Origin of the sequence: Inquilinus sp. 2KB_23 (assembly GCF_052115705.1) — a bacterium.
In the GTDB taxonomy this organism is placed as follows: Bacteria; Pseudomonadota; Alphaproteobacteria; order DSM-16000; family Inquilinaceae; genus Inquilinus; species Inquilinus ginsengisoli_A.
On the sequence record NZ_JBFRHF010000047.1, the window covers coordinates 1 to 23,688 of the forward strand.

General features: G+C 69.9%; 25 protein-coding genes. 11 read left to right on the forward strand and 14 right to left on the reverse strand.

The annotated features are described in order from the left end of the window. Both AB4112_RS34825 and trxA read left to right on the forward strand, forming a co-directional pair. Positions 1-624 (forward strand): PD-(D/E)XK nuclease family protein (locus AB4112_RS34825; protein WP_441726960.1); only part of this gene is annotated, 624 nt, incomplete at its 5' end. A 75-nt stretch (positions 625-699) separates the two neighbouring features. After that, a complete protein-coding gene (gene trxA / locus AB4112_RS34830; protein ID WP_309798858.1) occupies positions 700-1,020 on the forward strand; it encodes a thioredoxin TrxA in 321 nt (106 codons plus the stop codon). Between the two features lie 240 nt (positions 1,021-1,260). On the opposite strand, the gene AB4112_RS34835 is transcribed toward trxA, so the two are convergent. The 3 genes from AB4112_RS34835 to AB4112_RS34845 form a co-directional block, all read right to left on the reverse strand. Then, the gene (locus AB4112_RS34835) at positions 1,261-1,764 is read right to left on the reverse strand and encodes an SH3 domain-containing protein (RefSeq protein WP_309798856.1); all 504 of its coding nucleotides are present in this window, start codon (positions 1,762-1,764) and stop codon (positions 1,261-1,263) included. A 58-nt stretch (positions 1,765-1,822) separates the two neighbouring features. Then, positions 1,823-2,911: a P1 family peptidase gene (locus tag AB4112_RS34840; protein ID WP_441726964.1), complete on the reverse strand. Its 1,089-nt coding sequence runs from the start codon at positions 2,909-2,911 to the stop codon at positions 1,823-1,825. Positions 2,912-3,135: 224 nt separating this feature from the next. Further along, entirely contained in the window at positions 3,136-4,266 is a 1,131-nt protein-coding gene (locus AB4112_RS34845) for an iron-containing alcohol dehydrogenase (RefSeq protein WP_441726967.1), read from the reverse strand. A 162-nt stretch (positions 4,267-4,428) separates the two neighbouring features. On the opposite strand from AB4112_RS34845, the gene AB4112_RS34850 reads away from it, so the two are divergent. Beyond that, positions 4,429-5,658 (forward strand): Zn-dependent hydrolase, encoded by a 1,230-nt coding sequence (locus tag AB4112_RS34850; RefSeq protein WP_441726969.1) that lies wholly within the window; start codon positions 4,429-4,431, stop codon positions 5,656-5,658. Between the two features lie 161 nt (positions 5,659-5,819). On the opposite strand, the gene argB is transcribed toward AB4112_RS34850, so the two are convergent. From argB to rpmH, 6 genes are all read right to left on the reverse strand, one after another. Beyond that, positions 5,820-6,734 carry an acetylglutamate kinase gene (argB, locus tag AB4112_RS34855; RefSeq protein ID WP_309798848.1) on the reverse strand — a complete coding sequence of 305 codons (915 nt, stop codon included), beginning with the start codon at positions 6,732-6,734 and terminating at the stop codon, positions 5,820-5,822. Positions 6,735-6,796: 62 nt separating this feature from the next. Continuing rightward, positions 6,797-7,474, reverse strand: coding sequence for a ribosome biogenesis GTP-binding protein YihA/YsxC (gene yihA, locus AB4112_RS34860; RefSeq protein ID WP_309798847.1), 678 nt, complete (start codon positions 7,472-7,474; stop codon positions 6,797-6,799). Next, a complete protein-coding gene (gene yidC / locus AB4112_RS34865) occupies positions 7,471-9,294 on the reverse strand; it encodes a membrane protein insertase YidC (protein WP_309798845.1) in 1,824 nt (607 codons plus the stop codon). Before yidC ends, yihA begins: the two co-directional genes overlap by 4 nt. A gap of 53 nt (positions 9,295-9,347) precedes the next feature. Next, entirely contained in the window at positions 9,348-9,647 is a 300-nt protein-coding gene (yidD, locus tag AB4112_RS34870) for a membrane protein insertion efficiency factor YidD (protein ID WP_309798843.1), read from the reverse strand. Beyond that, entirely contained in the window at positions 9,644-10,078 is a 435-nt protein-coding gene (gene rnpA / locus AB4112_RS34875) for a ribonuclease P protein component (RefSeq protein WP_309798841.1), read from the reverse strand. The genes yidD and rnpA overlap by 4 nt, the downstream gene beginning before the upstream one ends. A gap of 95 nt (positions 10,079-10,173) precedes the next feature. After that, on the reverse strand, positions 10,174-10,308 hold the full coding sequence (gene rpmH, locus AB4112_RS34880; RefSeq protein ID WP_138887974.1) for a 50S ribosomal protein L34: 135 nt from the start codon (positions 10,306-10,308) through the stop codon (positions 10,174-10,176). A gap of 187 nt (positions 10,309-10,495) precedes the next feature. Here rpmH and AB4112_RS34885 point away from each other — a divergent pair, with 187 nt between their 5' ends. Continuing rightward, on the forward strand, positions 10,496-11,260 hold the full coding sequence (locus tag AB4112_RS34885) for a methyltransferase domain-containing protein (protein WP_309798838.1): 765 nt from the start codon (positions 10,496-10,498) through the stop codon (positions 11,258-11,260). A 138-nt stretch (positions 11,261-11,398) separates the two neighbouring features. Here the strand turns inward: AB4112_RS34885 and AB4112_RS34890 are convergent, their stop codons facing one another. Both AB4112_RS34890 and AB4112_RS34895 read right to left on the reverse strand, forming a co-directional pair. Beyond that, entirely contained in the window at positions 11,399-12,673 is a 1,275-nt protein-coding gene (locus AB4112_RS34890; RefSeq protein WP_309798836.1) for an ABC transporter substrate-binding protein, read from the reverse strand. A gap of 79 nt (positions 12,674-12,752) precedes the next feature. Then, positions 12,753-13,940 carry a class I SAM-dependent rRNA methyltransferase gene (locus AB4112_RS34895; RefSeq protein WP_309798834.1) on the reverse strand — a complete coding sequence of 396 codons (1,188 nt, stop codon included), beginning with the start codon at positions 13,938-13,940 and terminating at the stop codon, positions 12,753-12,755. Positions 13,941-14,194: 254 nt separating this feature from the next. Here AB4112_RS34895 and AB4112_RS34900 point away from each other — a divergent pair, with 254 nt between their 5' ends. The 6 genes from AB4112_RS34900 (at position 14,195) to AB4112_RS34925 (ending at position 20,769) form a co-directional block, all read left to right on the forward strand. Next, positions 14,195-15,250, forward strand: a complete 1,056-nt coding sequence (locus tag AB4112_RS34900; protein ID WP_309798832.1) for a HoxN/HupN/NixA family nickel/cobalt transporter — start codon at positions 14,195-14,197, stop codon at positions 15,248-15,250. 39 nt (positions 15,251-15,289) lie between these two features. After that, the gene (locus AB4112_RS34905) at positions 15,290-16,339 is read left to right on the forward strand and encodes a P1 family peptidase (RefSeq protein ID WP_309798830.1); all 1,050 of its coding nucleotides are present in this window, start codon (positions 15,290-15,292) and stop codon (positions 16,337-16,339) included. A 104-nt stretch (positions 16,340-16,443) separates the two neighbouring features. After that, complete coding sequence (locus AB4112_RS34910; protein ID WP_441726975.1) at positions 16,444-17,916, forward strand: ABC transporter substrate-binding protein; 1,473 nt, start codon at positions 16,444-16,446, stop codon at positions 17,914-17,916. A 349-nt stretch (positions 17,917-18,265) separates the two neighbouring features. Then, complete coding sequence (locus tag AB4112_RS34915) at positions 18,266-19,213, forward strand: ABC transporter permease (protein ID WP_309798826.1); 948 nt, start codon at positions 18,266-18,268, stop codon at positions 19,211-19,213. Between the two features lie 4 nt (positions 19,214-19,217). After that, positions 19,218-20,048 (forward strand): ABC transporter permease, encoded by an 831-nt coding sequence (locus AB4112_RS34920; RefSeq protein WP_309798824.1) that lies wholly within the window; start codon positions 19,218-19,220, stop codon positions 20,046-20,048. A gap of 103 nt (positions 20,049-20,151) precedes the next feature. Continuing rightward, positions 20,152-20,769, forward strand: coding sequence for a glutathione S-transferase family protein (locus AB4112_RS34925; protein ID WP_441726978.1), 618 nt, complete (start codon positions 20,152-20,154; stop codon positions 20,767-20,769). Between the two features lie 50 nt (positions 20,770-20,819). Here AB4112_RS34925 and AB4112_RS34930 read toward each other — a convergent pair whose 3' ends face one another. The 3 genes from AB4112_RS34930 to AB4112_RS34940 all read right to left on the reverse strand — a co-directional run bounded on the left by AB4112_RS34930 (position 20,820) and on the right by AB4112_RS34940 (position 23,132). Continuing rightward, the gene (locus AB4112_RS34930) at positions 20,820-21,365 is read right to left on the reverse strand and encodes a carboxymuconolactone decarboxylase family protein (RefSeq protein WP_441726980.1); all 546 of its coding nucleotides are present in this window, start codon (positions 21,363-21,365) and stop codon (positions 20,820-20,822) included. Positions 21,366-21,399: 34 nt separating this feature from the next. Continuing rightward, positions 21,400-22,035 (reverse strand): nitroreductase family protein, encoded by a 636-nt coding sequence (locus AB4112_RS34935; protein ID WP_441726982.1) that lies wholly within the window; start codon positions 22,033-22,035, stop codon positions 21,400-21,402. A gap of 224 nt (positions 22,036-22,259) precedes the next feature. After that, entirely contained in the window at positions 22,260-23,132 is an 873-nt protein-coding gene (locus tag AB4112_RS34940) for an NADP-dependent oxidoreductase (RefSeq protein WP_441726984.1), read from the reverse strand. A 367-nt stretch (positions 23,133-23,499) separates the two neighbouring features. Here AB4112_RS34940 and AB4112_RS34945 point away from each other — a divergent pair. Further along, a partial coding sequence (locus AB4112_RS34945; protein WP_441726986.1) for a helix-turn-helix domain-containing protein occupies positions 23,500-23,688 on the forward strand: 189 nt, incomplete at its 3' end.

Genomic DNA, 23,688 nt, shown 5'->3' on the forward strand with positions numbered 1-23,688 from the left:
GACTGGGACTGGCTGCACCGCCCGGCGCCGGCCGAGCCCGAGCCGACCCGGCCGCTGACCCCGTCGCGGCCGGAGACCGAGCCGCCGGCCCGGTCGCCGCTGGACGGCACCGACGAGGGCCGGTTCCGGCGCGGCGCGCTGATCCACGCCCTGCTGCAGGCGCTGCCCGACCTGCCGCCCGAGGCGCGGGAGGAGGCGGCGCGGCGCTATCTGGCCCGGCCGCATCACGACCGCGACCCGGCGGAGCAGGCCGAGATCGTGGCCACCACCCTGGCCGTGCTGGAGCAGCCGGGATTCGAGGCCCTGTTCGGCCCCGGCAGCCGGGCCGAGGTGCCGGTGGTGGGCCTGGTCGGGGGCCGCGCCCTGTCCGGCCAGATCGACCGGCTGGTGGTCGGCCCCGAGTCGGTGCTGGTGGTCGACTACAAGACCAACCGGCCGCCCCCGGCCAGCGTCGACGCCGTGCCGCGCGCCTATCTGGTGCAGATGGCGGCCTACCGGGCCGCGCTGCGCCTGGTTTATCCCGGCCGATCCGTGCGTTGCGCGCTGTTGTGGACCGAAGGGCCGAGACTCATGGAGCTCCCGCCCCCGGCGCTTGACCGGCATGCCCCCGGCGCATCGGCTTGACCTTGTTCTGTTCCCGTCCCTACCCTATCTCGACATGGTGAGGTGGCGTCCCCGCCCCTAAGGCAAGGAATTCTCATGAGCACGAAGCCCGTCTCGGATAACAGCTTCGAAACCGACGTCCTCAACGCCTCGGGTCCGGTTCTGGTGGACTTCTGGGCGGAATGGTGCGGTCCGTGCAAGATGATCGCCCCGGCGCTCGAGGAAATCTCGGCCGAACTCGGCCAGAAGGTCAGCGTCGTGAAGCTGAACATCGACGAAAACCCGATGACCCCGCCGAAATATGGCGTGCGCGGCATCCCGACCCTGATGCTGTTCAAGGACGGCCAGGTCGCGGCCACCAAGATCGGCGCCGTGCCGAAGGGTGCGCTGTTCAACTGGGTCGAGAGCAATCTCTGATCCCAGCGCCGCGCTACCGGAATGCAGAACCCCGCTTCGGCGGGGTTCTTTTTTGGGCGGATGGCGGGCGCGTCGCCTCTCCCGCCTCTTCTTCGTCATTGCGAGGAGGCGAAGCCGACGAAGCAATCCATGGCGCCACACAAGCGGCCCGATGGATTGCTTCGCTGCGCTTGCAATGACGGTGTTGGGTATGCCGAAAGGCTTCAGAGGCGGAAAGGCGGCGCGAAACGCTGCCGCCCCCTACTCCACCTTCTCGCCGGGATAGGCGCCCCAGAAGGAGGCGCGGCGCATCCAGCCGCGGTAGCCCTTGAGGTCGACATAGCACCAGTCGGCCTGGCCTCCGGCGCCCGGGCAGCGCAGCAGCGCGCCGATCACCCCGGGTTCGGCCTTGGCCATCAGCCCGGAGCCCTCGCTGGGCTCGTTGTAGATCGGCTGCTCGTCCTTGCCGGTCACCACCAGGCTGCGCCGGCCGGTCAGCAGCGCCTGCTGCACCCAGCCTTCGATCCCCTCCCAGTCGCGCACCCGGCGCCAGGTGTCGAATTCGGCGATGACCTCGACCGGCAGGCCCTTCTTGCTGACCACCCATTCGATCGGATAGCGCGTGCCGGGGCCGGTGCGCAGGTTGACCTCGTCCGACTTCAGCGAGACGAATCGGGGGATCGGCAGCTTGGTTTCCGCCGCCCGGGTCGACCCGACCGGCAAAGCGAGGAAAAGCGCGAGCAGCGGGGCGAAGGAGCGGCGCATGAGTCCTGACGGGCCGTGGCGGTCGATGCCGACACAAGAATCCCGAGGGGGCCCGCCGTCAAGTGCGGCCGTAGCGCCGCATGATGTCGGGAAGCCGTTCGATCGGCAGCGCGTGGCTGGTGCGGCCCTTGCGGCCGGTCATGGTCTCGGCGGCGCAGAGCGAGTTCCAGATCGCCTCCTCGGTCGCCTCGACCACTGCCCCCATCAGCGGCTGCAACGCGAAATCGGGCAGCATGCGCAAGCCCTCGACCGGCAGCTTGCGGCCGGGATCGGTGGCCTGGCCGAGGTCGTTGCCGGTGGAGAAGGCGATGAAGACGTCGCCGCTGCCCGGCCAGCCCAGCCCGCCGGCCCGGGCCAAGCCGAGGCCGGCGCGCTGGGCCAGCCGCTTCAGCTGGTGCGGCAGCAGCGGCGCGTCGGTGGCGATCACCACAAGGATCGACCCGTCGACCTTGCGCTCGGCGAAGCAGCTGGGGATGTCGGTGACCGGGATCTCGCGCCCGACCGGCACGCCGTCCAGCACCAGCCGCTCGCGATCGCCGTAATTGGTCTGCACCAGGATGCCGACCGTCCATTCCTCGCCGCCCAAAGCGACCAGGCGCGACGCGGTGCCGGTGCCGGCCTTGAACTCATGCGCGTTGGTGCCGGTGCCGCCGCCGGCATTGCCCTCCTTGACCGGGTCGGCGGTGGCGGCCTTCAGCGCCTCCAGCGCGTGGTGCGGCCGCAGCACGAAGTTCTCGCTCTCCGACAGCCAGCCGTCATAGGTCTCGGACACCAGCGGCATCTTGAAGTCGGCCCCGGTGTCCAGCGTCAGCTCGGCGTCGACCATGCCCTCGTGCACCGCGCCGATCGAGAAGGTGCCGGTCAGCGCCAGCGGGCCGCACAGCAGCCCGAACTCGTTGATCCAGGTCAGCCCGGTGACCTCGCTGTTGCCGTTCAGCACATGGCCGGCAGCGAACAGGTTGCGGCGCCAGATCGCGCCGTCCTGCGGCACGATGGTGGTGATGCCGGTGCGGATGATATGCGGCGAGTCCTCGACCAGCGTCACCTGGCCGACCAGCACCCCGGGGACATCGGTGATGCCGTTCTTCGGGCCGGGCGGCAACAGGCCGATCGAAATCCCCAGATCCCGCAATCTCGCGCGCGCCATCTCAACCCTCATCCCGACTCGGAGGCTCACCACCCCGCGCCTGGGTATCAGAGGGCGGGCGGTCTCAGCTACGACCCGATTGGGGTGGGGCCGGAGGCCCAAAAAGAAGGAGGCCGGCCCCGAAGGCCGGCCCGAGTTGAACAGGGAGGTTCATGCACGATGCGGACGTGCACTCCTAGAACGCCTCGCCAGGGGGGAGGTTCCCACCCCCTGAAAAATTTCACTCAAAGCCCGAGCGCGGCGTCGAACAGCGCCTCGTACTCCGCGCGGCCCACCGGCCGGGCGTTGCTGGCGGTGGAGTGGTCGGCCAGCGCCCCGGCCACCGCGCGCTCGCGATGCGCCTCGGTCACCCCCATCGCCCGCAGGCTGTCCGGCAGGCCGAGCCGGAGATTGAGCGCCTCGATCGCGGCGGCGAGGTCCGCCCCGTCCGCCAGCCCCATCGCCGCCGCCAGCCGGGCATACTTGTCGCCCACGGACGGCGCGTTGAAGCGCAGCACCGCCGGCAGGATCACGGCGTTGAGCGTGCCGTGGTGCAGCACCGGGTCCTTGATCGCGCCCAGCGCGTGCGACAGGCCGTGCACCGCGCCGAGCCCCTTCTGGAAGGTCAGCCCGCCCTGCAGCGCCGCCATCATCATCTCCGACCGGGCCTCGCGGTCGCCGCCTTCCGCCACCGCGCGGGGCAGGAAGCGCATCACCCGGGCGGCGCCGTCCAGCGCGATGGCGTCGGCCGGCGGGTTGTAACGCGGCGACAGGAAGGTCTCGATGCAATGGGTCAGCGCGTCCATGCCAGTGGCCGCGGTCAGCAGCGGCGGCAGGCCCAGCGTTAGCTCGGGGTCGCAGACCGCCCGGGCGGGGATCAGGTGCTGGCTGATCAGCGCCAGCTTGCGGCCGTCGCGCAGCGTGATCAGGGCACCGCGCCCGACCTCGCTGCCGGTGCCGGAGGTGGTCGGCACCGCGATCAGCGGCGACACCGGCCCGATGCGGCCGGCGCCGCCTTCGATCAGCGCGTATTCGGCCAGCACCCCGGCATGGGTGGCGCGCAGGGCCACCGCCTTGGCCAGGTCCATCGCCGAGCCGCCGCCCAGCGCGACCAGGCCGTCGCAGACGGCATGGCGGTAGGCGTCGAAGGCCTGGTCGACCGCGGCCTCGGTCGGGTTGGCCGGAGTCTCGGCGAACACCGCATGCTCCGCCGGCAGCATGCCGCGCACCCGGCCGAACAGCGGCAGCGCCGCCAGCCCGGGATCGGTGACCAGCAGCGGCTTGCGGATGCCGAGCTCGGCCAGCTCCTGCGGCAGCAGCTCGACCGCGCCCGACCCGAATCGGGTGGTGGTCAGATAGGTGATGGTGTCGGCCATGCGGTCCTCCCGGGCATTCGTCCGGCAAACCCTAGAGGATGCCGCCGGCCACCGGAAGCCGCGCCATGACCCACGCAAAGCCTTTGCGCGGCGCGGACGGATACGCAAACCGATCGACCGCCGGGCGCGATATCCTGCCGCGGCAACCGCTTCGGACCCGACATGAACGCCCCCGCGATCGACCATGCCCGCCTGCTCGACCGGCTCCAGCGACTCGGGGCGGTCGGCCGGACCACGTCGGGCGCGCTGACCCGGCTGGCCCTGACCGATGCCGATCGCGAGGGCCGCGACCTGCTGGCCGGCTGGATGCGCGAGGCCGGGCTGGACGTCAGGATCGACCGCATCGGCAACATCTTCGGCCTGTGGCCTGTCTCCCAGGTTGCCGACCCCGTCATGATCGGCTCCCACATCGACAGCGTGATCGACGCCGGGATCTATGACGGCTGCTACGGCGTGCTGGCGGGGCTGGCTGTGGTCGAGGCGCTGCGGCAGGCCGGCGCCGCCCCGGCGCGGCCGATCGCGGTCGCCGCCTTCACCAATGAGGAGGGGGTGCGGTTCCAGCCGGACATGATGGGGTCGCTGGTCCATGCCGGCGGGCTGGACATCGATGCGGCGCTGGCCGCGGTGGACACCGACGGCTGCGTGCTGGGCGAGGAGCTGGCCCGCATCGGCTATGCCGGCGACCTGGCGCCCGGCGCGATCCGCCCGCATCGCTATCTCGAGCTGCACATCGAGCAGGGCCCGATCCTGGAGGCGGCGGGGCTGGCCATCGGCGCGGTCGATTCGCTGCAGGGCATCTCGTGGCAGCGGGTGACGATCGCGGGCGCCGCCAACCATGCCGGGACCACGCCGATCGCTGCCCGCCGCGACGCCGGGCTGGCCGCGGCGCGGGTGATCGCCCATCTGCGCGACCGGGTGGCGGGCGCCAATGCCGGCACCCTGGCCACGGTCGGGTCGCTGCGCTTCGAGCCCGACGCAATCAACGTGATCCCGTCGCGCGCGGTCTTCACTGTCGACCTGCGCGACCCGGAGGAGGAGCGGTTGCAGGCCGCGGAGGACGCGCTGGCGCGCTTCCTGGAGGGGTTGGCCGAATCGGAGGGGGTGACGGTGGCGACCGAGCGGCTGGCGCGGTTCCGGCCGGTGCGGTTCGACCCGGCGCTGGTCGGGCTGGTCGCGGCGGCGGCGGCGCGGCGCGGCCTGGGCCATCGCCGCATGACCTCCGGCGCCGGCCACGACGCGCAGATGATCGCCCGGATCGCGCCGGCGGCGATGATCTTCGTGCCCAGCCGCGGCGGCATCAGCCACAACCCGGCGGAGTTCACCGCACCGGCCGACCTCGCGGCCGGCGCGGATGTGCTGCTGGACGTCGTGGCAGAGTTGATTGAGGCGTAGGGAACGACGCAGGGCGGCCCTGACCTCTTTCCCCCAATTCCATTCTGTCATGCCCAGGCCTGACCCGGGCATCCAGGAAATGTCGATGCCGCTCTGGGTGGCCCCTGGATTGCCGGGTCAAGCCCGGCAATGACAGGATAAGGGGAGCCTCACGCGCGGGCTTACGCCCGGATCAACGTCCCGACGCCCCCTTCGGTGAAGACCTCCAGCAGCACGGCATGCGGCACGCGGCCGTCCATGATCACCGCACCTTCGACGCCCTGGTCGACGGCCGAGATGCAGGTCTCGATCTTCGGGATCATGCCGCCGGAGATGGTGCCGTCGGTCATCAGCTCGCGCGCCCGGGCCAGCGGCAGCTCGTGGATCAGCACCTTGTCCTTGTCGAGCACGCCGGCGACGTCGGTCAACAGGAAGAAGCGGGTGGCGTTCAGTGCCGCGGCGATGGCGCCGGCGGCGGTGTCGGCGTTGATGTTGTAGCTCTCGCCGCGCGGGCCGACGCCGATCGGCGCGATCACCGGAATGAAGTCGCTGTCCTCGAACGCCTCGAGGATCTCGGGGTTGACCGAGGCCGGCTCGCCCACGAAGCCGAGGTCGAGAATGCGCTCGATGTTGCTGTCGGGGTCGCGCTTGGTGCGCTGCAGCTTGCGAGCCGAGATCAGCGCGCCGTCCTTGCCGGAGACGCCGACCGCCTTGCCGCCGACCGCCTGGATCGCCGAGACGATCGACTTGTTGATGTTGCCGGACAGCACCATCTCGACGATATCGACGGTGTTGCGGTCGGTGATGCGCAGCCCGTCGACGAATTCCGACTTGATGTTCAGCCGCTCCAGCATCGCGCCGATCTGCGGCCCGCCGCCATGCACCACCACCGGGTTGATGCCGACCTGCTTCAAGAGCACCACGTCGCGGGCGAAGCTTTCGGTCAGCGAATCATCGCCCATGGCGTTGCCGCCATACTTGATGACGAAGGTGGCGCCGGCGTAGCGGCGCATGAAGGGCAGCGCCTCGACCAGGGTGTTGGCCTTGTCGAGCGAGGCGGCGGGGAGGATGGGCGGGGCGGCGAAAGGCTTGGTCATCGGGCTCGAATCCTGCGAGCTAGTTGCCGGCGTCCCTCTCATGCCCGACCGCGGGGCCGCGATCAACCGTGCTGGGCGATATCCGTGAGAAAGGCCCGCAGCTCGGGGATGCCCTCGCCGCTGTCGCTGCTGGTCAACAGCACATGCGGGAAGGCCGCCGGGTGCGCCTTGAGCACCGCCTCGACCTCCGGGATCCGGCGCTCGCGCTCGCCCTTGCCGACCTTGTCCATCTTGGTCAGCACCACCTGGGTGGCGACGGCGGTGTCGTCGAGCAGCTTCAGGATGTCCCCGTCGGAATCCTTGATGCCGTGGCGGCCGTCGACCAGCACCAGGGCACGGCGCAGGGTGACCCGGCCGCGCAGGTAGCCTTTGAGCGTCTCGGTCCAGCTGGCGACCAGCGACTTCGACACCTTGGCGTAGCCGTAGCCCGGCAGGTCGACCAGCGCCAGCCGGCCGCCGAGGTCGAAGAAGTTCAGCTGCTGGGTGCGGCCCGGGGTGTGGCTGGTGCGGGCCAGGGTCTTCCGCCCGGTCAGGGCGTTGACCAGGCTGGACTTGCCGACATTGGAGCGGCCGGCGAAGGCGATCTCCGGCAGCCCCGCCGGCGGCAGGCCGTCCAACGCCGCAGCCCCCCAGGTGAAGTGGCATTCCTGGGCGAAGAGCAGCCGGCCCGCCTCGATCGCCGCGGCGCTGTATGCCTTGGTCTCGCCGGGCTGGGCCGGGCCGGCCTGGGGGTCGGTCACCCCTTGCGGCCTGCCGGCTTGCGGGTGGCGCCGCCGGTCTTCGGCGTGCCGTCGCCGTTCTTCTTCCGGGTCACCGAAGGCGGCAGCGACGGCGCCGGTTCGGCCGATTCCTCGAGCCCGCCCGAGATCTTCACATGCATCCGCTTCATGATCGACCATTGCTGGAGGATCGTGAGGGTGTTGTTCCAGGCCCAGTACACCACCAGCCCGACCGGGAAATGCGCGAGCATGAAGGTGAACACGACCGGCAGCAGCATGAACACCTTGGCCTGGACCGGGTCGGCCGGCGCCGGGTTCAGCTTCTGCTGCAGGAACATGGTGAAGCCCATGATGATCGGCGCGGCGCCGATCATCAGCATCGACGGCGGCGTCCACGGGATCAGGCCGAACAGGTTGAACACCGTGGTCGGGTCCGGTGCCGACAGGTCGTGGATCCAGCCGAAGAACGGCGCGTGCCGCATCTCGATGGTGACCAGCAGCACCTTGTAGAGCGCGAAGAACACCGGGATCTGGATCACGATCGGCAGGCAACCGGCGGCCGGGTTGACCTTCTCGCGCTTGTACAGCGCCATCAGCTCCTGCTGCTGCTTGGCCTTGTCGTCGGCGAAGCGCTCGCGCAGCTTCACCATCTCGGGCTGCAGCGCCTTCATCTTCGCCATCGAGCGGTAGGACTTGTCCGCCAGCGGGTAGAACAGGAGCTTCAGCGCCAGGGTGAAGATCATGATCGACAGGCCGAAATTGCCGACCACGCTGTGGATCCAGGCGAGGATCTTGAAGAACGGCTTGGTCAGGAACCAGAACCAGCCGAAGTCGATGGCGAAATCGAACTTGGTGATGCCCAGCGTGTCGGCGTAGCTGCTGATCAGGTCGACTTCCTTGGCGCCGGCGAACAGGCGCCCGGTCGATTCCAGCGTCTGGCCGGGGGCCACCGTCTGGGCCTCGCCCTGGTAGGTCGCGAGGTAGCGGCCCTCGCCGTCCGACTGGTGCAGGAACTGGGTGTCGACCTTGGCCGCCTGGTCCGGCACCAGCGCCACCAGCCAGTACTTGTCGGTGAAGCCGAGCCAGCCGCCGGTGGTGGTGTGGCGGACCGCCTTGTCGTCCTGGATGTCCTTGTAGGTCTTCTCGTCCAGCGTGCCGTTGAAGACGCCGTAGGGGCCCTCATGCAGCACGTAGTAGCCCTGGGTCACCGGCGTGCCGAAGCGCAGCACGCGGCCATAGGGCGCCAGCTCCACCGGCTTGCCGGTGTTGTTGACCACGCGCTGGACCACCGTGAACATGTAGTTGGCGTCGACCGAGATCGCGCGCTGGAACACCAGCCCCTGGCCGTTGTCCCAGCTCAGCACCACCGGCGCGTCGGCCGTCAGGGTCTCGCGGTCGGCGGTCCACACCGTGTCGGTGCCGGGCACCGGGATCGACGGGTCGCTGGGCGCCCAGCCATAGTCGGCGTAGTAGGGCGAGGCCGCGGTGCGCGGCGTCAGCAGCACGATCTCCGGGCTGTTCGGATCCACCGTTTCGCGGTAGTCGCGCAGGGTGACGTCGTCGAGCCGGCCGCCGGTCAGGTTGATCGAGCCGTGCATGCGCGGCGCGTCGATCTTGACGCGCTGGGTCTGGGCCAGGGCCTGGGACCGTTCGACCGGGGCCACCGGGCCCGAGCCGATCGCGGTCGGCGCCTGGGGCGAGGCGGTCGAGGTGGTGGTCGCCGTCTGCTGCTGCTGCTCAGGGGTCGGCGCCGGCGTCGATCCCGGGAACAGGAACTGGAAGCCGAGCAGAATGGCGAGCGAAAGGGCGATCGCCAGGATCAGGTTCTTCTGGTCGGTCATCGCATCGAAGCTCCGGTCCCGGCGCCAGCCCGATAGTCTGGCCGGCCGGTCAATCAATCAGGGGCGGTCATCTGTCGGTGGGCCGGGCCGCAGCACGAATCGCGGCCGGGTCCGCCGGCAGTCTTGGTCGGGGCATCGGGCACGGGGTCATACCCCGATCCGCCCCAGGGGTGGCAACGCGCAATGCGCCGCAGGGCCAGCCAGCCCCCGACGATCGCACCGTGCCGCTCAATAGCCTCGATCGCATAGGCGGAGCAAGTGGGCGCGAAGCGGCAGTTGCGTCCGATCAGCGCCGACAGGCTGTAGCGATAGCCGATCACCGCGCCGCGCAGCACATGGGCCAGCGGGCTCACGCCCCCTGACCCGCGGCCTCGGCCGGCTCCCGGCGCACGGCGCCCAGCTTCTCCAGCGCCCGGTCGAGATCGGCCACCAGCGACGCGAAGGGGCGGCGCACGGTCTCGCTGCGCGCGATCAGCACCAGGTCGTGGCCCGGCGCGGCCCGGCGGCCGAGCACCTCGGCGGCGGCGGCGCGCAGGCGGCGACGCGCCCGGTTGCGGATGACGGAATTGCCGACCTTGCGGCTGGCGGTGTAGCCGACGCGGACGTCGCAGCCGTCCGGACCGTCCTCGGCGCCTTCGCCCGGCGCCCCGTCCCAGCGGCGAAGCTGGACGATGACGCCCTGCGCCGCCCATTTCCGGCGGGTCGCGGCCACGGCCAAAAACTCGGCCCGCTTCTTCAGCCGGCCGAGGCGGATCAGGGAAGGATCGTCAAGGCGGACGCGCATCCGGTCACCCCGGCCAGGCAGGATTCGCGGAACCGAAAATCCTGCCCATGCTTGCAGTCGGCAGATCTGCCACGGCAAATCTGCCGGAGCCCGGATTACGCGGAGAGGCGCTTCCGGCCCTTGGCGCGACGATTGGACAGGACGCGACGGCCGCCGACGGTCGCCATACGGGCGCGGAAGCCATGGCGGCGCGCACGCACCAGCTTGCTGGGCTGAAAGGTTCTCTTCACGATCGGAACTCCGGATAGCTCTACTCACGTCCTGCCGGACGCAAAAGGTCGCGGGTTATAGGCAGAAGGGGCGCCCGAGTCAATCGATCCGCCCCGACCCGGTCATGCGTGACCGGGCCGCGGGGGCAACCCGGCCGTTCGACGCGAAGGGATACGCCTGGCGCCGGTTTTCCGGTAGAACTTTGTGATGGAATGGAATCCCGCACAGACCTTGAAGTTCGCCGGTCCCCGGCTGCAGCCGGGGCTTGACCTGATCACCCGGCTGCCGGACATCGCGCCGAAGCGGATCGTCGATCTCGGCTGCGGCAGCGGCGCCCTGGCGGCGCAGCTGGCCGAACGCTGGCCCCGCGCCGCGGTCACCGGCCTGGACCGCGACCGCAACGCCCTGCGCGAGGCCCGGGCGACCCATCCGGACCTGGACTGGGTCGAGGCCGACATCGCCGACTGGGCGCCGGCCGAGCCGGTCGACCTGATCTTTTCCAACGCCGCGCTGCAATGGGTCGAGGGGCATGAGGCGCTGTTTCCGCGCCTGCTGTCCTTCCTCGCCCCCGGCGGGGTGCTGGCGGTGCAGATGCCGCGCAACTTCGACGCGCCGAGCCATGTGCTGATGCGGGCGCTGGCGACCGAGCCGCCCTGGGCCGGCAAGATCCGGCTGCGCCGCCCGCCGGTCGGGATGCCGTCCGCCTATTACGACCTGCTGGCGCCGCGCAGCGCCGCCCTCGACATCTGGGAGACCGAGTATCTCCACGTGCTGAAGGGCGACAATCCGGTGCTGCACTGGGTGCGCGGCACCGCGCTGCTGCCGGTGATGGCGGCGCTGTCGGGCCCCGAGCTGGACGCCTTCATCGCCACCTACGCGTCCCGGCTGGCCCAGGCCTATCCGCCGCAGCCGGACGGCAGCACCCTGTTCCCCTTCCGCCGCCTGCTGCTGCTGGCGAGGGTGGCCGCGTAGGGGGATCGCGCCGCGCCTCATCTCTTTTCTGTCATTGCCGGGCTTGACCCGGCAATCCAGGGGCCACGGAAAGCCGCTCTGGCCGCCCCTGGATGCCACGGTCAAGCCGTGGCATGACAAGAAGAGATAGGTGCCGGCCTACTTCCCCGGCGGCTTGTACCAGGCGTCGAGGGTCTCCTGCACCTTGGCACCGGCCTGTTCCGCGGTCAGGGTGCCGTTCAGCACCTGGGCCGAGACGTTCCAGATCGCCTGGTCGACATTGGGCTTGCCGCGCGACAGAATCTGGTGCGCCAGCCGGATGTTGGAGCCGCAGCTGTCCTTCCAGCTCTGGAACTGCGCCGCCAGCGGGTCCTTCAGCTCGACCTTGTGGGTCGACAGGGTGAAATAGCCCGGCAGGGCGTTGGTGTAGAGCGTCGCGAATTCCGCCGACGCCACCCATTCCAGGAAGGCCCGCGCGGCTTCGGGGTGCTTGCCGCCGGCATTCATGCCGAAGCCGATATCGGTGTGGTTCGAGATGAAGCAGGGATCGCCGGCCTTCTCCACCGGCGGCGGGAAGGCGCCGAGCGGGAAGTCGGCCTGGGCCTCGAACAGCGGGATCTCCCACGACCCGGCCGGGTAGATCGCGGCGCGGCCCAGGGTGAACAGGTTCTGGCTGTCGGGGTAGGATTGCGCCTGGTAGCCGTCGGCCAGGTAGGGCTTCCACGTCGCCAGCTCGGCCCAGGCCGCGACATAGGGCGCGTCGGTGAACTTGGCGGTGCCGGCGATCAGCGCCTTGCGGCCGGGTTCGCCGTGCCAGTGGTTAGGGCCGATGTTCTGGAAGCCCATGGTCGCGGCCTCCCACTGGTCGGCGCTACCGAGCGACAGCGGCACGTCGCCGGCGGCCTTGATCTTGTCGAGCAGGGCGAGGAATTCCGCCTGGGTCTTCGGCGGGGCCAGGCCGAGATCGTCGAACATCTTCTTGTTGTAGATGAAGCCGCCGATGACCGAGCCGACCGGCACGCAATAGGTGGTCTTGCCGTCGTCGGTGCTCCACGCCGTCTTGGCCGCGTCGGTGAAGTTCTCGATGCCCTTGAGGTCGTTCACCGGGGCCAGATGGCCCTTCTGGAACAGCGCCAGCGAGGCGTCGAAGGCGCGGCAGGCGATGATGTCGCCGGCCACCCCGCCCTCCATCTTGGCGTTCAGCGCGGCGTTGTATTCGGTCGGGGCCGAGGGCGCGAAGTTCAGCTTGATGCCGGGATGCGACGCTTCGAAGGCCGGGACGATCTTGTCCTGCCAGATCTTGAGATCGTCGTTGCGCCAGCTTTCGATCGTCAGCGTGACGTCCTCGGCCCGGGCGGCGTCGGTGAGCCCTGCGCCAGCCAGGGCGATGAGCGCGGCGCCGGCCAGCAGCGCGCGCGATGCGATGGTGTTCATGGTCTTGGGCCTCCCCCTCTTGTCTGGTCTAGACCAGCGGCTGGAGGCCGGCTTGTCAACCCCGGGCGGAGAGGGCTCGTCAGTCCAGCTGCAGCACGATGCCCTTGAGATAGGCGCTTTCCGGCAGCAGCGGGTGCACCGGATGGTCCGGCCCGGCGCCGGACTGGCGCAGGATGCGCCCGGTGCGCCCGGCATCGACCAGGCCGCGCGCCACCTGCTCGGCGAACAGCACCGGGTCGACGTGATGGCTGCAGGAGAAGGCGCAGAGGAAGCCGCCGGGCGCGGTGATCCGGGCGGCGAGACGGGTCAGCTTGGCATAGCCCCGCGACCCGGCGGCGAGGTCCTTCTTCGACTTCACGAAGGCCGGCGGGTCGACCACCACCACCTCCCAGCGCTCGCCCTCGCCGCCGCGGCGCTCGATCTCGGCGAAGGCCTCGCCCCGCGCCGTCGTTACCCGGTCGGCGACGCCGTTGGCCGCCGCCGCCTTCGCCGCCAGCTCCAGCGACGGGGCCGAGCGGTCGACCAGCGTCACCGCGGCGGCGCCGGCCAGCGCCGCCTGGATGCCGAAGCCACCGGTGTGGGTGTAGACGTCGATCATCCGCCGGCCGCGCGCCAGCTTGGCCACAAAGGCGCGGTTGTCGCGCTGGTCGAAGAACCAGCCGGTCTTCTGGCCGCCGAGCGGGTCGGCCTCGAACACCGCGCCGTTCTCCTCGACCGCGACCGGGCCGTCGAGGGCGCCGCGGGCGACCCGCACCTCCTCCGCCAGCCCTTCCAGGCTGCGCACGGCGCTGTCGTTGCGCAGCACGATGGCGCGGGGCTTCAGCAGCTCCTCCAGCGCATCGCATAGCGGCCCTTCCAGCCGGTCCATCAGCGCGGTGTTGCTCTGCACCACCAGCACGTCGCCGTAGCGGTCGACGATCAGCCCGGGCAGCCCGTCGGCCTCGGCATGGATCAGGCGGTAGAAGGGCCGGTCGAACAGCCCGTCGCGCAAGGCCACGGCCGCGGCCAGGCGGCGGCGCAGGAAGGCGGTGTCGATCGCCATGCCCGGGTCGCGGTGCAGCATGCGGACGGCGATCAACGCGTGCCGGTTGAAGCCGCCGACGCCCAGCGCCTTGCCGTTCGCCGACTCGACCCGCACCGGGGCGCCCAGCGGCACCTCGCGCAGGTCCGGGGTCATGGCGATCTCGTTGGAGAAGATCCAGGGGTGGCCGGCGGCGACGCGCTTGTCGCGGCCGGGCTGCAGGCGGATGGTCGGCAGGTCGGTCATGGCGGCGGAGCATAGGGATTCGGCCGCCGGACGCAAATCGCCGTGATCGATTGCCGCATAACGCCGATTTGCCGATCGGCGCGCCGACCGATGCGTTGACCGGTCCGAAGCGGCAAGCCTAACCTTTTCGCCGATGGTTTTCCGCACGGGATCGGACGGAACCGCGGCCGGGTGACGACGCCCGACGCCGCGGCGGGTCCCGGCGGCAGGGGGAGCGCTGCGATGGCCTGCAACGTCACGGATGGGATCCCCCGGTGCTGACCCAGATCAAACGACTGTTGGACGAGAGCGCGCCCGACCTGCGCGGCCGGCTGGTGACGATCTATGCGGTGCTGATCGCGCTCAACCTCGGCGCCTGGCTGTGGGCGCTGCTGAGCTTCTACGACAAGCCGGCCCTGCTGGGCGTCGCCCTGGTGGTGTACGGGCTGGGGCTGCGCCACGCGGTCGACGCCGACCACATCGCCGCCATCGACAACGTCACCCGCAAGCTGATGCAGGCGAGGCAGCGCCCGGTCACGATCGGCTTCTTCTTCGCCATGGGCCATTCCACCGTGGTCGTCATCGCCGCCGGCGCCGTCGCCCTGGCGGCATCGCTGCTGGACGGCTTCGACAGCTTCCAGAGCGTCAGCGGCGTGATCGGCACCGCGGTCTCGGCCCTGTTCCTGTTCGCCATCGCGGCGATGAACATCGTCATCCTAGTCTCGATCTACCGCAGCTACCGCCAGGTCCGGCGCGGCGGCGCCTATGTCGAGCAGGACCTCGACATGCTGCTGAACAACCGCGGCTTCCTGGCCCGGATCTTCCGGCCAGTGTTCCGGCTGGTGACCCGCAGCTGGCACATGTTCCCGCTGGGCTTCCTGTTCGGCCTGGGCTTCGACACCGCGACCGAGGTGGCGGTGTTCGGGGTCTCGGCCGCCCAGGCCACCAAGGGCGTGCCGTTCGAGGCGATCCTGGTGTTTCCGCTGCTGTTCGCCGCCGGCATGTCGCTGGTCGACACCACCGACGGGGTGATGATGCTGGGCGCCTATGACTGGGCGTTCGTGAAGCCGATCCGCAAGCTGTACTACAACATGACCATCACCCTGGTGTCGGTGATCGTGGCCATCCTGATCGGCGGCATCGAGGCGCTGGGCCTGATCGGCGACAAGCTGGGGCTGAGCGGCGGCTTCTGGGACGCGGTCGGGGCGCTGAACGACAACTTCAACAATCTCGGCTTCGTCATCATCGGCATCTTCATCGCCGCCTGGGCGCTGTCCTTCGCCATCTACAAGGCGAAACGGCTGGACGAGCTTGACGTGCGGTCGGCCTGAGCCGATGGCTGGCCGGAGCACGACCGAAGGCCAGAGACCATGACCATCCGCCCCGGCCCGCGCAACGCCATCACCGACATCGCCGGGCTGCGGGTCGGCCAGGCCGAGGACCTGGCCGCGCGCACGGGCGTCACCGTGCTGCTGCCCGAGATGCGCTGCGTCGCCGGGGTCGATGTCCGCGGCGGCGGGCCCGGCACCCGCGAGACCGACGCGCTGGACCCGACCTGCATGGTCGAGGCGGTGGACGCGCTGGTGCTGGCCGGCGGTTCGGTCTACGGCCTCGACGCCGCCTCCGGCGTCGTCTCCTGGCTGGCGGCGCGCGGCCGCGGCCTGCCGGTGGCCGGCCTGCACGTGCCGATCGTGCCCGGCGCGATCCTGTTCGACCTGGCCAATGGCGGTGACAAGAGCTGGGGCGACACCCCGCCCTACCGCGCTTTAGCCCTCGCCGCCTGCGACGCCGCCGGCACCGAGGTCCGCCAGGGCAATGCCGGGGCCGGCACCGGCGCCAAGACCGCGACCTGCAAGGGCGGGCTGGGCACCGCCTCGGCGGTCGACCCGGAGACCGGCATCACCGTTGGCGCCCTGGTCGCGGCCAACCCGGTCGGCGCCGTGACCATGCCGGACGGCACCTTCTGGGCGTGGCCCTGGGAGCAGGACAGCGAGTTCGGCGGCCCGCACCGCCCGACCGGCCCGGCCTCGCCCGAGCCAGAATTCTTCCGCCATCCCGCCGCCGCTCCTGCGGTCGGCACCGCTTCGCCCCAGCCCGATCTGGGCGGCAACACCACGATCGGCATCGTCGCGGTCGACGCCATCCTGACCAAGGCCGAGGCCCAGCGCGTGGCAATCATGGCGCAGGACGGGCTGGCCCGCGCCATCCGCCCGGTGCACACGCCGATGGACGGCGACACCATCTTCGCCCTGGCCACCGGCGCCCGCGCGCTGCCCGAGCCGCGGGCCGTGGCGCTGGCCCGGATCGGCGCCATCGCCGCGGATTGCGTCGCCCGGGCCATCGCCCGCGGGGTCTGGCATGCCGAAACGCTGGGGCCGCACCCGGCCTGGCGCGAACGCTGGGGTGCGGCCAAGCCTTGAACCCAGCCCGACCGGGCTGTCATCATCGCGGCGCGACCAACCGGATTCGGACCGGCCGACAGCGAAACCGGCCGGACAGGGAGATGACGATGGGGATGAGGGGCATGCTCGCAGCCGCCACGCTGGCGGTCGGGCTGATCGCGACGCCGGCGCTGGCGGCCAAGGACCAGGCCGTGATCGGCATGGTGCTGGAGCCGCCGAACCTCGACCCCACCGCCGGCGCCGCCGCGGCCATCGCCGAGGTGGTCTACGCCAACCTGTTCGAGGGGCTGACCCGGATCGACGGCCAGGGCCAGGTGCAGCCGGGCCTGGCCACCGAGTGGAAGGTGTCAGACGACGGGCTGACCTACACCTTCACGCTGCGCCACGGCGCCACCTTCCACGACGGCACCAAATTCGAGAGCGACGCGGTCAAGTTCTCGCTGGACCGCGCCCGCGCCCCGGATTCGACCAACCCGCAGAAGGCCTTCTTCGAGCCGATCAAGTCGGTCGACACCCCGGCGGCCGACCAGGTGGTGGTGACCCTGTCGCATCCCGACGGGATGTTCCTGTTCAATATGGGCCAGGCGGCGGCGGTGATCGTGTCGTCGATTTCGGCACCGACCGACAGCACCAAGCCGGTCGGCACCGGCCCGTTCAAATTCGTCGAATGGGTGCCGGGCGACCATGTCACGCTGGAGCGCACCGATGCCTATGCCGGGCCGGCGCCCAAGCTGAACAAGCTGATCTTCCGCTTCGTCGCCGACCCGGCCGCCGCCTCCGCCGCCGTGATGTCGGGCGACATCGACGCCTTCCCCAACATGCCGGCGCCCGAGACGCTGGACCAGTTCAAGGCCGATCCGCGCTTCGTGGTCGAGATCGGCACCACTGCGGGCAAGACGGTGATGGCGGTGAATCAGCGCCGCAAGCCGTTCGACGACGTCAAGGTGCGGCGGGCGCTGGCCATGGCGATCGACCGCAAGGCGCTGATCGACGGCGCCATGTTCGGCTACGGCACCCCGATCGGCAGCCATTTCGCGCCCTATGAGGCCGCGTACAAGGACCTGACCGGCGCCTATCCCTACGACCCGACGAAGGCCAAGGCGCTGCTGGCCGAGGCCGGCTATCCCGACGGCTTCAAGGCGACGCTGAAGCTGCCGCCGCCCGGCTATGCCCGCCGCGGCGGCGAGATCATCCAGGCCCAGCTGGCCGAGATCGGCGTCCAGGTCGAGCTGATTCCGGTGGAATGGGCGCAGTGGCTGGAGCAGGTGTTCAAGGGCTTCGACTACGACATGACCATCGTCTCGCACACCGAGGCGCTGGACATCGGCATCTACGCCCGCGGCAAGGACAAGTACTATTTCGGCTACGACAACCCGGCCTTCGACCAGGTGATCCAGCAGCTGAACAGCGCGGTGGATCCGGAGCAGCGCAAGGCGCTGTACCAGCAGGCGCAGCAGATCCTGTCCGACGACGAGGCGGCGATATTCCTGTTCCAGCTGGCCAAGACCGGGGTGCGCAACGCCAAGCTGATGGGGATGTGGCAGAACAGCCCGATCGCCGCCAACGACATGACCGGGGCGTATTGGGCCGAATGAGAAAGGCGCTGCCGTTCCCTTTCAGTCCCGCTTCCCGCAAGGGGCTATCGGACTCTCACATCCGGGATCGGCAGGGCAGCCTTCGGACGAGAGAGCAGATTGCCTCTCCCGCTTGCGGGAGAGGTCGGGCTCGCGCAGCGAGACCGGGTGAGGGCAGCCCGGCCGCGACACCAGAATCTGAGTTTTAGGGGCGGGCGGATCATGCGCTCCTTCCCGGTCCAGCGGCGCTTTCGGTGAGGCCGCCATCCCCTCACCCGGAGCCGCTTCGCGTCTCCGACCTCTCCCGCAAGCGGGAGAGGCAATCTCGGAGAAGCGGCCCTCGCCCCCTCTTCGCGGCCCGGAGCCCCTGATGCTGGCCTTCCTGGCGCGGCGGTTCGTGACGCTGCTGCTGACCCTGGTGGCCGCCTCGATCGTGGTGTTCACCGTGCTCGAGGTGCTGCCCGGCGACCCCGCCCTGCTGATGCTGGGCACCGAGGCGCGCGAGGACACGCTGGCGGCCCTGCGCAGCCAGATGGGCCTCGACCGGCCGGCGCCGGTCCGCTACCTCGACTGGGTCGGCGGCGCGCTGACCGGCGATCTCGGCACCAGCTACACCTATAAGCTGCCGGTGGCGCAGCTGATCGGCGACCGGCTGGCGGTGACGGCGCCGCTGGCGCTGTTCGCGCTGGCCCTGTCCACCCTCCTGGCCCTGCCGCTGGGCATGCTGGCGGCGATCAAGCACAACCGGGTCGGCGACTGGGGGGTGATGGGGTTCAGCCAGCTCGGCCTCGCCGTGCCCAATTTCTGGGTCGGCATCATGCTGATCTGGCTGTTCGCGCTGCAGCTGGGCTGGTTCGGCGCCGGCGGCTTCCCCGGCTGGTCCGCCGGCTGGGGCGGTGCCCTGCACGCGCTGGTGCTGCCGGCCCTGGCCCTGGCCCTGACCGAGGCGGCGATCCTGGCCCGCGTGGTGCGCTCGGCGATGCTGGAGACGATGCGCGAGGACTATGTCCGCACCGCCCGGGCCAAGGGCCTGTCGAAGGGCGCGGTGCTGCGCCGCCACGTGCTGCGCAACGCGCTGATCCCGGTCGCCACCATCATCGGGCTGCAGTTCGGCTTCCTGATGGCCGGCGCGGTGGTGGTGGAGAACGTCTTCACCCTGCCCGGCCTGGGCCGCCTCGCGTTCCAGGCGATCGCCCAGCGCGACCTGATCGTGGTCAAGGACGTGGTGGTGCTGCTGGCCGCCATCGTCGTCGTGGTGAATTTCCTGATCGACGTGGTCTATGCCGTGATCGACCCGCGGCCGAAGCAGGCGGGGTGACACGATGGTCCGGCTGCTGACCCATCGCGGCTTCATCCTCGGCCTGGCACTGTGCCTGGTCTTCGTCGGCATGGCGCTGCTGAGCCTCGTCTGGACGCCCTATGCGCCGAATGCCATCGCCATCCCCCAGAAGCTGCAGACACCCAGCGCGCTGCACTGGCTGGGCACCGACCAGCTGGGGCGGGACACCCTCTCGCGGCTGATGGTCGGCGCCCGCACCTCGGTCGCGGTCGGGGTGGTCGCGGTCGCCATCGGCCTGGCCGCCGGGCTGCCGCTGGGCTTGTGGGCGGCAGCAAGGCGCGGCTGGACCGACGAGATCCTGGGCCGGGCGATCGACTTGACCTTCGCCTTCCCGGCCATCCTCAGTGCCATCCTGATCACCGCCCTCCTAGGCCCCGGCGCGGTCAACGCCATCCTGGCCATCGGCATCTTCAACATCGCCGTCTTCGCCCGGGTGTCGCGCGGCGCGGCGATGGTGGTGTACGGCCGCGACTTCGTCCGCGCCGCCCAGTCGCTGGGTCGGTCGCGCATCGACATCGCGCTGCGCCACGTGCTGCCGAACATGGCCAATGCGCTGATCGTGCAGGCCACCATCCAGTTCGCCATCGCCATCCTGGCCGAGGCGGCGCTGGGCTATCTCGGCCTCGGCACCCAGCCGCCGCAGGCCAGCTGGGGCAAGATGCTGCTGGACGCCCAGACCCTCTTGGCCCAGGCGCCGCTGCAGGCGGTGTTCCCCGGCCTCGCCATCGCCGTCGCCGTGCTGGGCCTGAACTTGATCGGTGACGGGCTGCGCGACCTGATGGATCCCAGGATGAAGGTCGGGCGAATCGGATAAGCGCCCACGCAAGAACTTTGCGCTGCCACGGGACAATCAGGCGCAACATCCCGCCGGCCGGCGGATAGGGTCGCGAGACCGCAATCCAGGCCGGGGCCGACCGATGCAGCTGCTGTACCAGACCCATTCCCCCTACGCCCGCAAGGTGCTGGTGATGGCGCATGAGGCCGGGCTGGCCGGCCGGATCGAGGTGATCCACCACGAGACCAGCCCGACCCGGCGCAACGACACCGTGTTCGCCGCCAACCCGCTGGGCAAGGTGCCGGTGCTGGTCTGCGACGACGGGCTGGCGCTGTTCGATTCCGTGGTGATCTGCGACCACCTGGACAGCCTGCATGACGGGCCGAAGTTGATCCCGGCCGCGGGTCGGGCCCGGGCCCTGACGCTGCGGTCGCAGGCTATCGCCCAGGGCCTGGCCGATGCCGGCATCGCCCTGCGCTGGGAGACGGAGCGCCGGCCGGAAGCGCTGCGCTATCCCGCTTTGGCCGAGGGCCAGGCGGCGAAGCTGGTCGCGGCCTATGACTTCATCGAGAGCGAGGTCGATCTCGACGGCCCGGTCGATCTCGGCCAGATCGCGCTGGCGACGGCGCTGAGCTGGCTGGAGTTCCGCCGCCTGCCGCCGTTTCGCCCGGGCCGCCCACGCCTGTCGGCCTGGTACGACGCCTTCAGCCGCCGCCCGTCGATGCTGGCGACGCCGCTGGAGGGCGAAACCCAGGATTGAGAGTGCAGGTTGGGTTCGCCGACGCGAACCCAACCACCGAATTGCGGAATTCAGACCGACCCAGCCGGTGTCACGGCGGGAAAGTCCTTCTCGGGATCGAACACGTTGTTGAAGAAATTGGTCAGGGAGTACATGGCCACCAGCGCGACGATCTCCATGACATTCGCATCCGTGTGGCCGGCATCGCGGACGGCTTTCAGATCGGCGTCACCGACATGGCCGCGGGTTTCGATCACCTTGCGGGCAAACTGGACGGCGGCATCCCGCTTCGGGTCGCTGGCATGGCCCTTGCGGGCAAGGATGATCTCATTCGCCGGCAGCTTGGCCAGATGCTCGGCCGTGAAGCTGTGGACCGTCAGGCAGTAGTTGCAGCCATTCACCTCGGAGACGGCGAGGCCGATGCTGTCACGCGTCTTCACGTCGAGCGCCTTGCTCAAGGAGAGGAGCAGGGCGGCCCAGGCGTTGAAGGCGATCGGGCTCTGCACGAAGGTCGCCATCATGGTCGGGGTGAACCCGATGTTCCTGGTGAACGCATCGAGAGTCGACTTCGAATCGGCCGAGACCTGTTCCGGCTTGAGAGCCACGGCTCTTGCCATCGTATTCTCCACAAGTCACTGATTTTACGGAAAATTAGACGAAATCCAGCACTTCGGCCACCGGGCGGCGCGGCTTCTGCGGCCAGTTTCCCGGACGCTCCGGCCCGACCGACAGCAGCATGACCGGCACCTCGTCCTCGGTCAGTCCGAACTCGCGGGCCACCGCCTCGGCGTCGAAGCCGATCATCGGCGTCGACCCCAGGCCCAGCGAGCGGGCCGCGTAGATTATCGCCGTCGCGCCGATGGCGCCGGAGCGCACGGCCTCGTCGCGCTGGCGCTGCGGGTAGTCCCGATACAGGCCGCGGGCCGGGATCTCCCATTCCGGCACCATCGCCGCCGGCATGATCCCCGCTTCCACCAGCGGCGCCAGGCGCTCCGGGATCACGCTGGAATCCGCCAGCTGGCCGCAGATGATGAAGGTGACGGCCGCGTCGGTGATGGGGGGCTGGTTCCAGGCGATCGGCTTCAGCCGGGCCTTCGCTTCGGGCGTGCGCACGGCGATGAAGCGCCAGTTCTGCAGGTGGAAGGATGTCGGCGCGGTGGTGCCGATCCGCACCAGCTCGCGGATCTGGTCGTCGCTCAAGCTGGCGGCAGGGTCGTAGTACTTGGCGGCGCTGCGGCTCAAAATGCAGTCGATGACGGCGTTGGTCATGGCGGTTCCGTTGGACATGGTGATTTCTATGGATCGATGGTGGGTTGAAGCAAAAGAGCGGTCCGCTCTCTCTCTTCTGGAATGCTGCCGGGATGGAGCCTGTCCGGCATCTCATGCCAGGAGCCATGGATCGCGTCCCGGCTTGTCCCGGGCGCGTCCAACTGGGCGCAGCCGGCCGTCCCGGGCAACGCCCGGCCGGCCGAATGCTTCGATAGGCGCGTGTCGCTTGAGGCGCGTGCCGCCTACGGACGGATTCGGATGATCGTCTTGCCCGGGCGGCGCGCGGTCGGGTTGAAGGCGGCGACGGCATCGTCGAGGGTCGCGACGGTGCCGATATGCGGTCGCAGGCGTCCGTCCCGCACCCGCTGGACGATGTCACCCAACTGGCCGCGGTCGGCCTCGACGACGAAATCGATCGCCAGGCCTTCGGTCGGCCGCACCTCGGCCGGCCCGACGACGGACACCAGCGCTCCCCCGGCGCGGACCAGGCCTGCGGATCGCTTCCCGATGTCGCCGCCGATGACATCGAACACCAGATCGATGGCGCCGATGTCTTCCAGGATTTCGTTGTCGAGGTCGACGAACTCCTGTGCGCCGAAGTCGAGCGCCGCCTGACGGTCGGCGGCGCGTCCGGTGCCGATGACGTGGGCGCCGGCCTCTTTGGCGAGCTGGGTCACCATCGACCCGACCGCGCCGGCCGCGCCGTGCACGAGGACGCTCTGCCCCGCCTGAAGGCGGCCGTGCTGGAACAGTCCCTGCCACGCGGTCAGGCCCGAGATCGGCAGGCTCGCGCCCACCGTGAAGTCGACGTCGCCCGGCAGCGCAGCGAGGTTGCGGGCCTCGATCGCGACAGCCTCCGCCAGCGTGCCGTCGCGGTACCAGTCGGCGAGGCCGAACACCCGCTGTCCCACCGACAGTCCCGTCGTGCCGTAGCCGAGAGCGGTGACCACGCCGGCCAGCTCGTGCCCGGGGATCGACGGTGTCCGGTCGCGGTCGCGGCGATCGGTCCAGGTCGAGGGCCATGCCAGCTCGGTCGGGACGAATCCCGATGCATGGATCTCGACGGCGACGTCGTTGATCGCCGCCTGCGGCTCGGGCCGCTCGGCCAGCTTCATCCCGGCCGTTCCCGCCGCCTGGTCCGTCACAACGATTGCCTTCATCGTCCACCTGCCTGTGTGCGGTAGCTCGTGATCTGAAGCCACGCTGCCACCGGTGCCGGCGCGATGAAACCCGCTTCGGGCGTCCCTGGACGAGCGGACACGCATTCCGGAATCCGGAGCTGGCGAGTGCCGAGGATCAATGGCTGACGGGATATCGAGCGTCTTCGTGCGTTGCCTCTCCCGCTCGCGAGACCTTTTCAGAACAGCGTTCCACCCTTTGGCCGTCATTCCCGCGAAAGCGGGAATCTTCTGCAGATCAAGCCGCTACGAGATCCCCTGACTTCACAAACGAAGTGCAACACCCTTTGAAGGGGGTGTTGCGATGGGACGAAGCTACCGACAGTTCAGCCTCGAGGACCGGTGTGAGCTTGCCCGCCTTTACGCCGCCGGAGCCTCGCTCCGGCAAATCGCTGCAGCTCTGGATCGCGCGCCATCGAGCGTGTCTCGGGAGCTGAAGCGCAACAGCGGCGCCGCCGGAGACTACAAACCAGCCTATGCCGGCCAACAAGCC

Bases quoted from the DNA above. Each gene is read 5' to 3' on its own strand.
- trxA (WP_309798858.1), top strand. From the start codon at position 700: ATGAGCACGAAGCCCGTCTCGGATAACAGCTTCGAAACCGACGTCCTC.
- AB4112_RS34835 (WP_309798856.1), bottom strand. From the start codon at position 1,764: ATGCGCCGCTCCTTCGCCCCGCTGCTCGCGCTTTTCCTCGCTTTGCCG.
- AB4112_RS34840 (WP_441726964.1), bottom strand. From the start codon at position 2,911: ATGGCGCGCGCGAGATTGCGGGATCTGGGGATTTCGATCGGCCTGTTG.
- AB4112_RS34845 (WP_441726967.1), bottom strand. From the start codon at position 4,266: ATGGCCGACACCATCACCTATCTGACCACCACCCGATTCGGGTCGGGC.
- AB4112_RS34850 (WP_441726969.1), top strand. From the start codon at position 4,429: ATGAACGCCCCCGCGATCGACCATGCCCGCCTGCTCGACCGGCTCCAG.
- argB (WP_309798848.1), bottom strand. From the start codon at position 6,734: ATGACCAAGCCTTTCGCCGCCCCGCCCATCCTCCCCGCCGCCTCGCTC.
- yidC (WP_309798845.1), bottom strand. From the start codon at position 9,294: ATGACCGACCAGAAGAACCTGATCCTGGCGATCGCCCTTTCGCTCGCC.
- rnpA (WP_309798841.1), bottom strand. From the start codon at position 10,078: ATGCGCGTCCGCCTTGACGATCCTTCCCTGATCCGCCTCGGCCGGCTG.
- AB4112_RS34885 (WP_309798838.1), top strand. From the start codon at position 10,496: ATGGAATGGAATCCCGCACAGACCTTGAAGTTCGCCGGTCCCCGGCTG.
- AB4112_RS34890 (WP_309798836.1), bottom strand. From the start codon at position 12,673: ATGAACACCATCGCATCGCGCGCGCTGCTGGCCGGCGCCGCGCTCATC.
- AB4112_RS34895 (WP_309798834.1), bottom strand. From the start codon at position 13,940: ATGACCGACCTGCCGACCATCCGCCTGCAGCCCGGCCGCGACAAGCGC.
- AB4112_RS34905 (WP_309798830.1), top strand. From the start codon at position 15,290: ATGACCATCCGCCCCGGCCCGCGCAACGCCATCACCGACATCGCCGGG.
- AB4112_RS34910 (WP_441726975.1), top strand. From the start codon at position 16,444: ATGCTCGCAGCCGCCACGCTGGCGGTCGGGCTGATCGCGACGCCGGCG.
- AB4112_RS34915 (WP_309798826.1), top strand. From the start codon at position 18,266: ATGCTGGCCTTCCTGGCGCGGCGGTTCGTGACGCTGCTGCTGACCCTG.
- AB4112_RS34920 (WP_309798824.1), top strand. From the start codon at position 19,218: ATGGTCCGGCTGCTGACCCATCGCGGCTTCATCCTCGGCCTGGCACTG.
- AB4112_RS34925 (WP_441726978.1), top strand. From the start codon at position 20,152: ATGCAGCTGCTGTACCAGACCCATTCCCCCTACGCCCGCAAGGTGCTG.
- AB4112_RS34930 (WP_441726980.1), bottom strand. From the start codon at position 21,365: ATGGCAAGAGCCGTGGCTCTCAAGCCGGAACAGGTCTCGGCCGATTCG.
- AB4112_RS34935 (WP_441726982.1), bottom strand. From the start codon at position 22,035: ATGTCCAACGGAACCGCCATGACCAACGCCGTCATCGACTGCATTTTG.
- AB4112_RS34940 (WP_441726984.1), bottom strand. From the start codon at position 23,132: ATGAAGCTGGCCGAGCGGCCCGAGCCGCAGGCGGCGATCAACGACGTC.